The 14,023-nt window shown below is 58.3% G+C and carries 13 protein-coding genes; 9 read left to right on the top strand and 4 right to left on the bottom strand.

The features are described 5' to 3' along the window. The first annotated feature begins 1 nt into the window (after position 1). From H7C18_RS06200 to lipB, 3 genes are all read left to right on the top strand, one after another. The gene (locus tag H7C18_RS06200) at positions 2-988 is read left to right on the top strand and encodes an alpha-ketoacid dehydrogenase subunit beta (RefSeq protein ID WP_185128152.1); all 987 of its coding nucleotides are present in this window, start codon (positions 2-4) and stop codon (positions 986-988) included. A 19-nt stretch (positions 989-1,007) separates the two neighbouring features. Next, the gene (locus H7C18_RS06195) at positions 1,008-2,384 is read left to right on the top strand and encodes a dihydrolipoamide acetyltransferase family protein (protein WP_185128151.1); all 1,377 of its coding nucleotides are present in this window, start codon (positions 1,008-1,010) and stop codon (positions 2,382-2,384) included. A 197-nt stretch (positions 2,385-2,581) separates the two neighbouring features. Next, positions 2,582-3,253: a lipoyl(octanoyl) transferase LipB gene (lipB, locus tag H7C18_RS06190; protein ID WP_185128222.1), complete on the top strand. Its 672-nt coding sequence runs from the start codon at positions 2,582-2,584 to the stop codon at positions 3,251-3,253. Here the strand turns inward: lipB and prli42 are convergent. Then, on the bottom strand, positions 3,216-3,320 hold the full coding sequence (gene prli42 / locus H7C18_RS35695; protein ID WP_202886945.1) for a stressosome-associated protein Prli42: 105 nt from the start codon (positions 3,318-3,320) through the stop codon (positions 3,216-3,218). The genes lipB and prli42 overlap by 38 nt on opposite strands. 67 nt (positions 3,321-3,387) lie before the next feature. Between prli42 and H7C18_RS06180 the strand changes: the two genes are divergently transcribed. After that, positions 3,388-4,521, top strand: a complete 1,134-nt coding sequence (locus H7C18_RS06180; RefSeq protein ID WP_185128149.1) for a M20/M25/M40 family metallo-hydrolase — start codon at positions 3,388-3,390, stop codon at positions 4,519-4,521. A gap of 103 nt (positions 4,522-4,624) precedes the next feature. Here H7C18_RS06180 and H7C18_RS06175 read toward each other — a convergent pair whose 3' ends face one another. From H7C18_RS06175 to H7C18_RS06165, 3 genes are all read right to left on the bottom strand, one after another. Beyond that, positions 4,625-5,344: a DUF899 domain-containing protein gene (locus H7C18_RS06175; RefSeq protein WP_238357492.1), complete on the bottom strand. Its 720-nt coding sequence runs from the start codon at positions 5,342-5,344 to the stop codon at positions 4,625-4,627. A 221-nt stretch (positions 5,345-5,565) separates the two neighbouring features. After that, positions 5,566-7,104, bottom strand: a complete 1,539-nt coding sequence (locus H7C18_RS06170; RefSeq protein WP_185128147.1) for an MDR family MFS transporter — start codon at positions 7,102-7,104, stop codon at positions 5,566-5,568. Position 7,105: 1 nt separating this feature from the next. Next, positions 7,106-7,630: a helix-turn-helix transcriptional regulator gene (locus tag H7C18_RS06165; RefSeq protein ID WP_185128146.1), complete on the bottom strand. Its 525-nt coding sequence runs from the start codon at positions 7,628-7,630 to the stop codon at positions 7,106-7,108. Between the two features lie 214 nt (positions 7,631-7,844). Between H7C18_RS06165 and H7C18_RS06160 the strand changes: the two genes are divergently transcribed. The 5 genes from H7C18_RS06160 to H7C18_RS06140 all read left to right on the top strand — a co-directional run bounded on the left by H7C18_RS06160 (position 7,845) and on the right by H7C18_RS06140 (position 13,829). Continuing rightward, entirely contained in the window at positions 7,845-8,813 is a 969-nt protein-coding gene (locus tag H7C18_RS06160; protein WP_185128145.1) for a LacI family DNA-binding transcriptional regulator, read from the top strand. A gap of 157 nt (positions 8,814-8,970) precedes the next feature. After that, on the top strand, positions 8,971-10,293 hold the full coding sequence (locus H7C18_RS06155) for a sugar ABC transporter substrate-binding protein (RefSeq protein WP_185128144.1): 1,323 nt from the start codon (positions 8,971-8,973) through the stop codon (positions 10,291-10,293). Between the two features lie 89 nt (positions 10,294-10,382). Continuing rightward, a complete protein-coding gene (locus tag H7C18_RS06150) occupies positions 10,383-11,264 on the top strand; it encodes a carbohydrate ABC transporter permease (RefSeq protein ID WP_185128143.1) in 882 nt (293 codons plus the stop codon). Further along, entirely contained in the window at positions 11,264-12,100 is an 837-nt protein-coding gene (locus H7C18_RS06145; protein WP_185128142.1) for a carbohydrate ABC transporter permease, read from the top strand. Before H7C18_RS06150 ends, H7C18_RS06145 begins: the two co-directional genes overlap by 1 nt. 52 nt (positions 12,101-12,152) lie before the next feature. Further along, positions 12,153-13,829 carry a glycoside hydrolase family 13 protein gene (locus H7C18_RS06140; protein ID WP_185128141.1) on the top strand — a complete coding sequence of 559 codons (1,677 nt, stop codon included), beginning with the start codon at positions 12,153-12,155 and terminating at the stop codon, positions 13,827-13,829. Positions 13,830-14,023 lie beyond the last annotated feature (194 nt).

Below are 14,023 nucleotides of genomic sequence, written 5' to 3'. Positions count from 1 at the left end.
CATGCCGGTGATCGAGTATATCGAAGCGATTCGGACGGCGATGAAGGAAGAGATGGAGCGGGACGAGCGCGTGTTCGTGCTGGGCGAGGACGTCGGGCTGAAGGGCGGCGTTTTCGGCACGACGAAGGGGCTGCAGCAGCAGTTCGGCGAGCTGCGTTCGCTTGACACGCCGCTTGCGGAGTCCGCGATCGCAGGCGTCGCGATCGGGGCGGCGATGGCCGGCATGCGGCCGATCGCCGAGATGCAGTATTCGGACTTCATGTTCCCGGCGACGAACCAGATCATCAGCGAGGCGGCCAAGATCCGCTACCGCTCGAACAACGACTGGAGCTGCCCGCTCGTCGTGCGGGCCCCGATCGGCGGCGGCGTGTTCGGCGGACTGTATCACTCGCAATGCCCGGAATCCGTATTCTTCGGAACGCCGGGCCTCAAGATCGTGGCGCCGGCTACCGCGTACGACGCGAAGGGGCTGCTGTTGTCGGCGATTCGCGATCCGGATCCCGTCCTCTTTTTCGAAAATAAAAAATGCTACCGGCTCGTCAGCGACGAAGTGCCGGAAGGCGAATATACGGTACCGATCGGCAAATCGAAGGTCATGCGCGAAGGCGACGACATCACCGTGATCGGCTACAGCATGCCGCTTCACTTCGCGATGCAGGCGGCCGAAGAACTGAGCCGCGACGAAGGAGTCGAGGCGCATATTCTCGACCTGCGGACGATTCAGCCGCTGGACCGGGAAGGCGTGCTGGAGGCGGCGGCCCGGACGGGCAAAGTGCTGATCGTGCACGAAGACAACAAGACGGGCGGCGTAGGCGCGGAAGTGGCGGCGATCATCTCCGAAGAGCTGCTGTACGACCTTGATGCGCCGATCCGCCGGCTGTGCGCGCCGGACGTTCCGGCGATGCCGATCAATCCGCCGGGCGAGAAGCACTACTTGCTGAACAAGGACAAATTGAAGGCCGCGATGCTGGATCTGGCCCGATTCTAGAGAACGGAGGCGCCATTCGATGCCGAAACAACCGGTGGAAATTATCCTGCCGCAGCTTGCGGAATCGCTCGTGTCGGCCACGATCGACCGTTGGCTGAAGGAGCCGGGTCAGGAAGTCGATCTGTATGAGCCTCTGTGCGAACTCATTACGGATAAAGTGAGCGCGGAGCTGCCGTCGACAGTAAAGGGAACGCTTGTGAAAATATTGGTCGGTGCCGGAGAGACGGTCGATGTCGGCACGCCGGTGTGCATCATCGAGACGGAGGCGAGCGGAGCGTCGGAGAAGACGGCTGCCGAGCCTCGTCCCGAGACGGCGGAGACGTCCGCCGCCGTACCCGGCGCGGCTTCGGGCGGAGCCGCTCCGCTGCTTCCCGCGGCGTTCGATCCGGACGCGCCGATGCGCCACCGCTTCTCGCCGGCCGTGCAAAAGCTGGCCGCCGAGCATAGCATCGACCTGAGCCGCGTGCGCGGCACCGGTATGGGCGGGCGCATTACGCGCAAGGACGTGCTGGAGGCGGCGGAGAACGGAACGGCCGGCTTCGCCGTAGCCGCCGCGCCCACTCCATCGCCCGATCCGGCCAAGGAAGCGCCCAAGGCTCCGATGGATCCGAAGGTGCCGGTGCGCACGACGGGGCTGCACTTGTCGGAGACGCCGCGCACGCCGGCGGTCGAGCTGGCCGGGCATGAGCTGCCGGGCCGCGGCGAATATTTTATCGACGTGACGCCGGTGCGGAACTCGATCGCGCTCAAGATGCGCCAGAGCGTGACGGAGATTCCGCACGGCTGGATGATGATCGAGGTCGACGTGACCAACCTCGTCCTGCTGCGCAACAAGCTGAAGGAAGAGTTCAGCCGTCGCGAAGGAATCAACCTGACGTACATGCCGTTCCTCTGCAAAGCGACGGTTAATGCCATTAAAGATTATCCGATCATGAACTCGGTATGGGCGACCGACAAAATCATCGTCAAGCGCGACATCAACCTGTCGCTCGCGGTCGGCACGGAAGATTCCGTCATTACGCCGGTCATCCGCAACGCCGACCAGAAAAATATCGCGGGACTCGCGCACGAGATTCACGATCTGGCCCAGCGTACGCGCGAAGGGCAGATCAAGCTGGCCGACTTGCAGGGCGGCACGTTCACGGTCAACAACACCGGAGCGTTCGGCTCGATTCTGTCGCAGCCGATCATCAATTACCCGCAAGCGGCGATCATGACGTTCGAATCGATCGTCAAGAAGCCGGTCGTCATCAACGACATGATCGGCGTCCGTTCGATGGTAAACATCTGTCTCTCGCTCGACCACCGGATTTTGGACGGGGTCATCTCCGGGCGCTTCTTGCAGCGAGTCAAAGAAAATCTCGAAAGCTTCAATCTCGACACCAAATTGTACTAAGGCCCGTTCCGAGGCCGCCCGGCGCGCATAAGCGGCCGAGGCGGCCTTTGCGGCGTTGTGAAGAAGTTTGCGGCCGGCGGCGCGAATGCGCTAAAATAAACCCGATACAGGCATCGGGATGGGATCGATGCTGCCTGCCAACAAGCAAAGGAGACGATCGAGTGGAACGGCAGCTGGAAGTGGCAAGATTGTCGCAGATGGCGTACGGGGAAGCGTGGGACTTGCAGAAGCGGCTCGTCGGAGAGATCGATCGGCAAGAGCGGGGGGACTCGCTGCTGCTGGTCGAGCATCCGCCGACCTATACGATCGGGACGGACCGGCATCCGGAGCATCTGCTCTACGGACCCGACGAGTTGGCCAGAAGGGGCATTCAAGTGTTTCAGATCGACCGCGGGGGAGATATTACGTATCACGGGCCCGGCCAATTGGTCGGCTACCCGCTGCTTTATTTGGACGCGGCCGGCCTCGACCTGCACGCTTATTTGCGCACGCTGGAAGAAGGGATCATCGGACTTCTCGCGGAGTTCGGCATTGAAGGGGGCCGGAAGCCCGAATATACGGGCGTCTGGGTGGGCGACGAGAAGATCGCCGCCATCGGCGTCAAGTTCAATCGGGCGAGAACGCGGAGAGGCTTCGTGACGAGCCATGGCTTCGCGCTGAACGTGAAGCGCGGAGTGGAAGCCGAAGGCTTCCAGGGCATTATCCCGTGCGGAATTGCCGAATACGGGGTCACCTCGCTCGAATCGCTGACCGGCTCGAACTTCGGCATCGAAGAGATCGGAGAGCGGATCGTGCCCCATTTCGCACGGGTATTCGGTTACGATTCGGTTGTCAACTCAGAAGAGAACCGAGAGACGCTAGCACGGTAGTTGCCAGCATGGCGATCAGCATAATATAAACGACAATTTTGAGCGCTCGCTTATTCAAGAGGATCATTCCTTTGACCGAGAATGGGACGACTCGCTCTTATTGTACCTCATTCGGCACGGGGAGGAAAACAGGGATGGCGAACCGCGAGCGGATTTTGGAACGATTTATGGAGCTGGTCCGAATCGACAGCGAGACCGGGAACGAAGCCCGGATCAGCGACGCATTGAAGCGGAGCTTCTCGCAGTTCGGCTTGGAAGTGACCGAGGACGACGCCGCGGAGCGGACGGGACACGGCGCCGGCAACCTGTTCGCCTGGCTGCCCGCTACCGCGGGGCATGAGAGCGTTCCGGCCCTGCTGCTGACCTCGCATATGGATACGGTGACGCCCGGCAAAGGAATCAAGCCGCGCTTGGACGACGACGGCTACATCCGGAGCGACGGCACGACGATTCTCGGCAGCGACGACAAAGCGGGGATCGCGGCTATGCTGGAAGCACTTGAGATGCTGTCGGAACAGAACGTGCCGCATGGTCCGGTTCAGTTCGTCATCACCATCGGCGAGGAATCCGGCCTGGTCGGGTCGAGAGCGATGGATGCGGACCGGCTCCGCGCCAACATCGGCTTCGCTCTCGATTCGAACGGCGAGATCGGCGACATCGCGGTGGCTGCGCCGACGCAGGCCAAAGTCAAGATGGTCATTCGCGGCAGATCGGCGCATGCGGGCGTCAATCCGGAGGACGGCATCAGTGCCATCCAGGTCGCGTCCAAGGCGGTCTCGCGCATGCCGCTCGGCCGGATCGATCGCGAGACGACCGCCAATATCGGCAAATTCGAAGGCGGCGGACCGACCAACATCGTCTGCGACTATGTCAAGCTGGACGCGGAAGCACGCAGCATCGTGCAGGAAAAGCTGGACCGCCAGCTCGAGGCGATGAAGGAAGCGCTCGAATCGGCAGCCGGCGAATATGGAGGAACGTCGGAGTTCGCGAGCGAGATCGTGTACCCGTCGTTCAGCTTCGCCGACGACGCCGAAGTCGTGCAGCTCGCCAAAAAGGCTTTGACGAGCATCGGCGCGACGCCGCGCACGTTCGTCTCCGGCGGCGGCAGCGACGCCAACGTGTTCAACGGCAAGGGGGTGGCCACCGTCAATTTGGCGGTCGGCTACAAGGATATCCATACGACCAAGGAACGGATCAAGGCGGACGATCTCGTCCGCGTCGCCGACCTCGTCGTCGCGCTCATCCGGGAGGCGGCCCATCGGGCGTAATTTCAAGCGTGCTCCACGGTCGAAAAGGGAAAAAGCAGGGCGCGCAGCCCTGCTTTTTCCTATGGATTCGCATGGAACGAACCTTCCGTTAGGTCCGAACTTCTTATTCCGGGTCGCAGCATGAATGGGGGGCGGCTTTTGCCGGAACGTACTTGTCGTGGTGACGCCACCATACGTACGGCTGGGTTTGCGGCCACCCCTCGGGGGAGTCCTCCCAGGTTTCTTGCCGGCCGAACGGCGTCATTTCAAGGTAATTGAAATGAAAGTTCAGCCGGTCGGTCCCGCGCGCCGAGGTGAAATACGTTTGGAAGACGTCGTCTCCGTCCCGGAGGAAGACGCTCAGACAAGAAATTTCTCCTTTGTCGTTCGTGGCCCCAAAATCGTAGTTAAATTCGCTCTCATACGAGGAGTACCACGGGACGGTCCAGCCCATTCGTTTCCGGAACGGTTCGATCTTGTCCAGCGGGGCCCGCGAGATAAGGACCAGCGAAGTGTCTCGGGCGTGAAGGTGCGAGAGATGGCCCATCCCGTCGACGAGCATCGAGCAGCCGACACAGCCCTCTTCCCATTCCGGGGCGAACATGAAGTGGTAGACGATCAGCTGCCGCCGGCCGTCGAACAGATCGAGCAAGCTCACCTTCCCCCCTTTTCCTTCGAAAACATAGTCTTTGTCGACTCGGACCATCGGGAGCTTGCGGCGCTCCGCGGCGAGCGCGTCCAGCGCACGGGTCGCTTCCTTTTCTTTGACGAGCAGATCCTGGCGGGCGGCGAACCATTCTTCCCGGGATACGACTCTCGGAAGCGAGGCTTGGCTATTCGTCAATTTCATTGTCCTCCCATCGTTTTTTTTCCAGAATATCATGTCTGCCCGCTGCGCGTTTCTTCCGAATTGCTCAATATGCGGCAAGCCCCGGTCGCCGGCAAGGGCGAACGGGGCTTTTCGCAATATAAGAATGTATAAGTCCCCGGGGTCCCCGCAAAGTACCTGAGTAAGCTTCTAAGCCAAGCCCCGCTTTGTGGGGTTATCTTGTGAGCATAGGCGCGTTATGCGATATGGCTGGCCGAAGGAGATTCGGCCTGTGCGTCTGTCGGTTTCGGTGCCAGCCTGGCGCGTCCGACCGTCAGCGCGACGGCAGCGCCGAACGCGGTCACGCACAGGGCCAAGACGAAGCCGTGATTAATGGCGGAGCCGATAGCGTTTTTCAGAAAGGCGAGCAGGTCGGGAGACAGCTTGTCGGCGGCGCGGATGACGTTCTCCGGGTTGGTCAAAGTGGAGAGCTGGTCCTGCGGGATGCCGAATTGACGGCCCGCCTGGCTGGCCGAGTCGTGCAGCCGGCTGTTGACGATCACGGCCATGATCGAGGCGCCCATAATGCCGCCGATGTTGCGCCAGAAGCCGACGACCGACGAGGAGACGCCGATGTATTTGGCATCGACGCTCATCGCGACCGCGCTTTGGGCCAGGCTCATGAGCGGGCCGACGACGCCGAGGCCGAGCAGGATCATGATGCCGACGACTTGCCAGTAGGGCGCGTCAGGCGAGAGCGACATGAGCAGCAGGGAGGCGATGACGCCTAGCGCCATGTTGCCGAACAAGACGGTTCGGAACCGGAAGCGGGAGGCGACGAAGCCGGACAGGATGGCGCCGCAGATGAGAGAAGCCATCATCGGAGTCAGCAGGCCGTTCGAGTTGGCGCGGCCCAGCACCGCTACCGCGTAGATCGGCAAATAAGTGATCGCCGAGAACATGATGACTCCTTGGCAGAAGCAGAGGATGCAAGTTCCCAGCACCAGCCGGTTGCGGAAAATCGGCAGGGGAAGCATCGGCTCGGCTGCACGGGTCTCGACGAGCAGAAAGGAGGAGGTTCCGGCTGCGGCCAGAGCGAACAAGCCGATGATTTGCCAGGAGTCCCAGGCATAATTTTTGCCTCCGAGCTCCAAGGCGAGCATCAGCGATACGGTCGAGACGACCAGCAGCGCGGCTCCGGCGAAGTCGATCTTCGGCTTGCGGTCGGAGCGGGATTCCCGCAGCGCGAACAGCAAGACGAGCATCGAGGCGATCCCGATCGGCAAGTTCACGTAGAAGCACCAGCGCCAGCTCCAGTGATCGGAGATCAGCGTGCCCAATTGCGGCCCGGCGACGGAAGACAGGCCGAACACCGCGCCCATGACCCCGGACAGCTTCGCCGCTTGCTTCGGATCTCCGAACAGCGTGAAAATGATCGAGAACGAGATCGGGAACACCGAGCCCGCGCCGATCCCCTGAATCGCGCGGAACAAGATGAGTTGATCGATATTGCCCGCCGTCCCGCACAGTGCCGACCCCGCCAGGAATAAACCGATGCCGATCAAATAGAACAATTTTCTGCCGAACAAGTCGGACAGCTTGCCGAAAATGAGCATCGTGCTGGTCGAGGCGAGCATGTAGGCGGTAAACACCCAGGTGATTTGCTCGAATCCGCCGATATCGGCGATCACTTTGTTGATGCAGGCCGACACGATCGTATTATCCAACGACGTCATCAGCAGTCCGAGAGCCATCGCGAGCACGATCAGCCCCGTTTTTTGCGATCCGTTTGACATGTTAACCTTCATCCTCTCCCTGCAGCTTGGCCAGCTCTTCCTTCAAAGCTTTGATTTTACCCTCCGTCAACCGAAGGCCGATGTTCAAGCAGATAGTGGGACCCGACGCTCGTTCTTCCCATTGCTGTTTCCGGTCGAGCATCGACCCGTATTCCCTTTCCGAGTCCTCAATCTCCTGCCGCAGCCATTCGATCAGCTTGCCTGCGCCGACGAACTCCGCGAAGAACAAGCGCATCATCAAGTCCGAGCGGAACACGTTCTTCTCCAGCGGCGATTCCATATATTCCAGAAAACGCGCCTTCCCGGCGGCTGTTATCGTATAGACGTTCTTGTTCGGCTTGCCGCTCTGGACAACGCTTTCCCCGGCGATAAAACCCTGGCTCTCCAGCTTGGCAAGCGTCGGGTAAATCGTGCCGAAGCTCGTTTCATAGAAAAAACCCAGCGGCATTTCGAACATTCCTTTGATCTCGTACCCCGACATCGGGCGCCGGTGGAGCAGGCCGAGAATGACATCCTGACTGTTCACGACGAATTCTCCTTCTTTTCATTTTGGTTGGCTTCGTCTTTGCTTGCATCGTCATTATATCCATCCAATATATATCGAGTCAATATAAAAATTATTGTCGAACGATTGTCGAGAATTTGATAAAATCCCACCGCTTTTTACTAAAGTAAAATTTACAAAACATAATTTCATGATATAGTAAAAATATAAATACGTTTTACGGAGGCCACACGAAATGATCGGATTGAAGGAAATCGCCAAACTTGCCGGAGTGTCGATCTCGACCGTCTCCAATGTATTGAACGGACGCAAGAACGTAGGTCCTGAGACGCGGGAGAAAATATTGCAAATCTGCTCGGAGCACGGCTATTATCCCCAGACGGCCGCGAAAAAGGCGAAGCCGGAAGCGAACCGGACCATCGTGTTCGTATTCAGCGACTTCGACCGGGATTTTTATTTGAAAATCATTCATGGCATGAGCGACTGCTTGACGGAGAACGGATACGACTTCATCGTCTGCACCAATAAATCGAGCGCCAATTTTTTGCGCGAAAGCTTCGCCAGCGGCGCGATCGTGCTGGACGGAAGCATGACGGACGAGCAGATTGCCGCCGCCGCGACACCGGACCTGCCCGTTGTCATGATGGACCGGATTCTCGCGGACGAACGGGTGAACGCCAAGAGCGTCGTCGTCGACAACTACCCGGTGATGAGCGATATGGTGCAGGCGCTCGTCGACAAAGGCTATCGGAAATTCGGCTTTATCGGCGGGCTTAGCTTTACGCTGGACAATAAGGAGCGGTTCGCGGGCTTCACCGATACGCTTGCCCGCAACGGCATCGCGTTCGACCAAAAGTATTACTATCATGGCAACTATCGCGAAAAAAGCGGCTATCAGGCGGCCAAGCTCATGCTCCTCAGCAACGACCTTCCCGAGGTGCTCGTCTGCGCGAGCGACAACATGGCTATCGGCGCCATTCGAGCATTCGAGGAGCAGCGGATCCGGGTGCCCGACGACATCGCCATCGCCGGGTTCGACGATTCGGACACGGCTGCGGTGGCAGGACTGACGACCATCTCGATTCCGCGTTACGAGACGGGATACTTGGCGGCGAAAAAGCTGCTCGAGATGATCCAAGGGACGGAGAGTAAAGAGCCGTTCAAAATCGGCGCAAGCATAAAGTGGCGCAGGACGACGCGATAATAAACGATTCTCAAGAAATTTACTCTTGTTTTACTGTTATTTTACTGATAATTTGGGTAAAACATTATTGACAGCGCTTTATAAATTGCCTAAGATGAAAATTGTAAACGAAGATATGTTTAATTTACTTAATATTTATAATCGAGGGGGAGACAACTTGAAAAAAGTAAAAACATTATCTGTTTTACTAACGGCGACGGCGATGGCCGGAGTATTGGGGGCGTGCGGCAGCAACTCCGGCGATAACGGGAATAACGTTTCGTCTTCCGCTTCCGGAGCGGCGCCTTCCGCTTCCAACGCATCTCCGTCCGCTTCCGGAGCGTCGTCCGCTGCGCCGGAGAAGATGAAGAAGATCTCGCTGTTCCAATCGAAAGTCGAAATCGCGGAGCCTTTGGAAGCGCTGGCAAAGACGTATCAGAAGGAAACCGGCAACGAAGTGGAAGTGTGGGGCTCCGCCGGTGACGCCTACGCCACCCAATTGCAGGCCAAGCTTGCCGCGGGCGAAGGGCCGACGATCTTCAGCGTCGCGACCGGCGAAGAAGCGGATAAGTTCAAATCGTATTACGCCGATCTCAGCAACGAGCCGTATGTGAAGGATATCGCTCCCGACATGGCGCTGAAGGACGGCGACAAAGTGGTCGGCGTTCCGTACGGGGTGGAAGGCTTCGGCCTCGTGTACAACAAAAGTCTGGTCGATCCGAAGGACGTAACCGACCTCGATTCTTTTACCAAGACGCTGGAGAAGTTGAAGGCTGACGGCAAGGCCGGCCTCAGCCTTTCTCAGGAAGCGTACTTCCTGATCGGCCATATCATCAATACGCCGTTCGCGCTTCAGTCCGATCCGCAAGGGTTCATCGACAAGCTGAACAAAGGCGAAGTGAAGATGGCGGATACGAAGGAATTTCAGGAATTCGCCAAATTCATGGAAGCGATTCGCGCCGATACGCCGAATCCGATGGAAGTCAAGTATGACTCGCAGATGGGCGATTTCGCGACCGGCAAGACGGCGATGGTCCATCAGGGCAACTGGAGCTACAGCATGCTGGCCGATTACGGAGACCTCGGCTTCGATGTCGGCATGATGCCGCTGCCGCTCGCCGGCAACGACAAGATCGCGGTCGGCGTCGCCAGCAACTGGGTCGTCAACGCCAAGGCCGACCCGGACGAGATCAAGGCGGCGAACGCGTTCCTGAATTGGCTGTTCACCAGCGACTCCGGCAAGAACGCCATCGTGAACGAGTTCAAGTTCATCCCGGCGATGACGAACATCGAAGCGAGCAATCTCGATCCGCTGTCCCAAATCGTCTATGAAGCGACCAAGAGCGGCAATACGATTCCGTGGGCGATGAACTACTTCCCGCAAGGCATCATTGTTAACGATCTGGCGCCCGCCGCGCAGGAGTTTTTCATGAACAAGAACATGACCGGCGAGCAATTCCTGCAGAATCTCGATGCCGCTTGGGCCAAGGGAGCGAAATAACCGCACCGTATCCCGTTCTTTAACGAAAGCCTAACCCATCTTCCGGCGTTAGGTTTTCGTTTTATCAACCGGAAAGGGGGAAGCCCCGAATGTCGACGCGTTACCGCAAGGAGAAGGCCTGGTATGCGCTGTTTACGGCGCCGCTCATGATCGTTTTCGCGACAGTGGTCATCATCCCGTTCTTGATCGGGATCGGATACTCGTTTATCAGTTGGGACGGCATTCCCGCCAACCCCAAAGTGTTCGTCGGCTTGGACAATTATACCGCGCTGCTGAAGGATCATCGCTTCCTGACCTCGGCTTGGCATACGATCGAGTTCACGGTGCTCGCGCTCGTTCTCGTCAACGTGCTCGGGCTGGCGTTCTCGCTGCTGGTCACGCAAAAGCTCCGGGTCAGCAACGTCGCGCGGACGTTGTTTTTCATGCCGAATTTGATTGGCGGACTGATTCTTGGATATATCTGGCAGTTCGTGTTCACCGACGCGTTCAAATCGATCGGCGAGCATACGGGCATGGATTCGATCTTTTACAACTGGCTCATTCATCCGCAAACCGCGTTGTTCGCAACCGTTATCGTTTTCGCATGGCAGATGGCGGGCTACACGATGATTATTTACGTTGCGGGCTTGCAAGGAATTCCGGACGAACTGATCGAGGCCGCGAAAGTGGACGGGGCCGGCCGGTGGCATCGGCTGACCCGGATCGTGTTCCCGCTGCTCATGCCGTCGTTCACGATCTGCCTGTTCCTGACCCTGTCCGGCGCCTTCAAAATTTTCGACGTCAACCTGTCGCTGACGAAGGGCGGACCGAACAATGCGACCGAGCTGTTCGCGATGAACATCTATAATGAAATATTCGGCTACGGCCATTACGGCCTCGGCCAGGCGAAGGCGATCGTCTTCTTCCTGCTCGTGGCGATCGTAACGTTGACGCAAGTTATTCTGACTAAGAAGAGGGAGGTCCAGTACTGATGAAGACAACGAGCCGATCCGTCGGCAGCGTGCTGCTCGTTCTGCTGTCGCTGGCCTTCCTGTCGCCGATCTACTTGATGCTCGTCAACTCGTTCAAGGACCGGGCCGAGCTGTACCGCAACGCCCTGGCGCTGCCGTCTTCCTTCAGCTTTCAGTATTACGGCAAGGCTGCGGAGAAGATGAACTTTATGACGGCTTTCGGCAATTCCTTGTTCATCACGGTGATTTCCGTCCTGATCGTCGTCGTGCTGGCTTCGATGACGGCGTGGATGTTCGTCCGCACGGACGACCGATTGAGCCGGTTCCTGTTCCTGCTGCTCGTCTCCACGATGCTGATCCCGTTTCAGACGCTCATGATGCCGCTCATGCAGGTCATGGATTGGATCCGCACGAACCTTCACATTCCGATGCTGAATACGCGCGGCGGCCTTATTTACATGAACGTCGGGTTTCACGCCAGCATGGCGGTCTTTCTGTTCCATGGCTTCATCAAGTCGGTGCCGGTCGCGCTGGAGGAGGCAGCCACGTTAGATGGCTGCAGCAAATTCGGATTGTTCTGGCGGATCGTTTTCCCGTTGCTGAAGACGATTACGGTCACCGTCGCGATCCTTGATGTCATCGCCATGTGGAACGATTACCTTCTGCCCTCGCTCACGTTGTCGGACAAAGCGCTGCGGACGATACCGTTATCCACGTTTTATTTTTTCGGAGAATTCACCATTCAGTGGAACCTGGCGATGGCCGGGCTCGTGCTGACGATCATACCGGTTGTCGTCTTCTACCTGTTCGCGCAGAAGTACATCATCAAAGGCATCGCCGCAGGGGCGGTGAAATAACATCAATCGGCAGCAAGCTTGTGCCGGGACGGAGTAACGGAGGTAGAGGCCATTGACGGCTGTACGGCAACGATGGTGGAAGGAGTCCGTCGTTTATCAAGTATATTGGAGGAGCTTCTTCGATTCGGACGGGGACGGGATCGGCGACCTGGAAGGCGTCATCCGCAAGCTCGATCATATTCAGGAGCTAGGCGTCGACATCATCTGGCTCAACCCGGTTTACGAATCGCCCGATCTGGATAATGGCTACGATATTTCCGACTACGAGGCCGTCATGGCGAAGGCAGGCACGATGGAGATATGGGAGCGGCTGCTCTCCGAGGTCCACCGCCGCGGCATGAAGCTGATGATGGATCTGGTCGTCAACCATACGTCCGACCGCCACCCCTGGTTCAAGGAAGCGCGGTCGTCAAGGGGAAGCCCGAAGCGGGATTGGTATATTTGGCGCGAGGCGAAGGAGGACGGAAGTCCGCCGAACAATTGGCGGTCCTATTTCTCGCCGTCGGCTTGGGAATGGGACGCGGAGACGGGGCAGTACTATTTCCATTCCTTCGCGTCTGCGCAGCCGGACCTGAATTGGCGCAATCCCGAAGTCAGGCAGGAGATTTACCGGATGATGCGTTATTGGCTGGATAAAGGAATCGACGGCTTTCGGATGGACGCGATCGCGCTCCTGGCCAAGCCGGAAGTCTTCTTGGATGCGGACCGTCCGGAAGACATTCGGTATTTGACGAACCATCCGGGCTTGCACGAATATTTGCGGGAGATGAATGCGGAGACGTTCGCGCGGTACGACGTCGTCACGGTTGGCGAAGCGGCGTTCGTGTCGCCGGAGGAGGGGCTGCTGTACGTCGGGGAAGACCGGGGCGAGATGAACATGCTGTTCCATTTCGAGATTTGCGACGAAATGCCGTCCTGGGACATGCTGCGCTTCAAGGACATTCAACGGCGCTGGTATGAGGGGCTATGGGGCCGAGGCTCCAACTCCCAGTTTCTGAACAATCACGACCATACGCGGCAAGTAAGCCGCTACGGCAACGACGGCGCCTATCGGATCGCATCGGCCAAGCTGCTGGCGACAATGCTGCACACGCTGCCGGGCATTCCTTATATTTACCAAGGCGAAGAGATCGGCATGACCGGCGTGCGCTTCGATTCCATCGATGACTATGACGATATCGCAATGAAGAACCGCTACGCCGAAGCCGTTGCCCGCGGGTGCGATCCGGTTCGGACACTGACCCGGCTGCAGCCGCTCAGCCGCGACAACTCCCGAACGCCGATGCAGTGGGACGACTCTCCGAACGCGGGCTTCACGTCCGGCCGGCCTTGGATTCGCGTTAACCCCAACTACATTGAGATCAACGCGGCGAAAGACCGCGCGGCCTCGGATTCCGTATACCGTTACTACCAAGAACTGATCCGTCTTCGCAAAAATAACCCGGTCATGGTATACGGAGACTTCGCTGAACTGCCGGAATGGAAGGGCGATGAGTATCTGTACGTCTACACCCGCACGCTTGGCGATGTCGTCTGGCTTGTCATGCTGAATCACTCGGACGATCCGTCAGCGCTCGAATGGCCGGCGCGGCTGCTCGGCGCCAAGGCCCGCCTGCTGCTGAGCAACTATACGTCCAACCGCGGCGAAGAACCACTTCCCGCGGACCTTCGCCCTCACGAAGCTCGGATTTACGAGCTGTCCTCAAATGGCGCCTCCCTCATTTCTTAATTCACGGGCCGTCGCTAAGCGAAAAGCGCCCTCGGACCTCGGCTTTCATGCCCGAGGACCGAGGTTTCTTTCGAGTTTGGGTAATCCCATTTGCCGTGCCCTGTAAGCTCATTCATACCCTCTCTTTTTGCCGATATCCCTATCGCTCAGGAAGGGCCTCTGCTTCTCAACTCCGCTTTTTCAGCTTTGCTTTT

The sequence above is a fragment of the Cohnella zeiphila genome, assembly GCF_014212055.1.
Classification (GTDB): Bacteria; Bacillota; Bacilli; order Paenibacillales; family Paenibacillaceae; genus Cohnella; species Cohnella zeiphila.
This window is presented reverse-complemented; position numbering and strand designations above follow the sequence as displayed.

What these genes read in the sequence shown, in the direction of transcription:
- H7C18_RS06200 (WP_185128152.1), top strand. Translation starts at nt 2, where the DNA reads ATGCCGGTGATCGAGTATATCGAAGCGATTCGGACGGCGATGAAGGAA.
- H7C18_RS06195 (WP_185128151.1), top strand. Translation starts at nt 1,008, where the DNA reads ATGCCGAAACAACCGGTGGAAATTATCCTGCCGCAGCTTGCGGAATCG.
- lipB (WP_185128222.1), top strand. Translation starts at nt 2,582, where the DNA reads ATGGCGTACGGGGAAGCGTGGGACTTGCAGAAGCGGCTCGTCGGAGAG.
- prli42 (WP_202886945.1), bottom strand. Translation starts at nt 3,320, where the DNA reads ATGATCCTCTTGAATAAGCGAGCGCTCAAAATTGTCGTTTATATTATG.
- H7C18_RS06180 (WP_185128149.1), top strand. Translation starts at nt 3,388, where the DNA reads ATGGCGAACCGCGAGCGGATTTTGGAACGATTTATGGAGCTGGTCCGA.
- H7C18_RS06170 (WP_185128147.1), bottom strand. Translation starts at nt 7,104, where the DNA reads ATGTCAAACGGATCGCAAAAAACGGGGCTGATCGTGCTCGCGATGGCT.
- H7C18_RS06160 (WP_185128145.1), top strand. Translation starts at nt 7,845, where the DNA reads ATGATCGGATTGAAGGAAATCGCCAAACTTGCCGGAGTGTCGATCTCG.
- H7C18_RS06150 (WP_185128143.1), top strand. Translation starts at nt 10,383, where the DNA reads ATGTCGACGCGTTACCGCAAGGAGAAGGCCTGGTATGCGCTGTTTACG.
- H7C18_RS06145 (WP_185128142.1), top strand. Translation starts at nt 11,264, where the DNA reads ATGAAGACAACGAGCCGATCCGTCGGCAGCGTGCTGCTCGTTCTGCTG.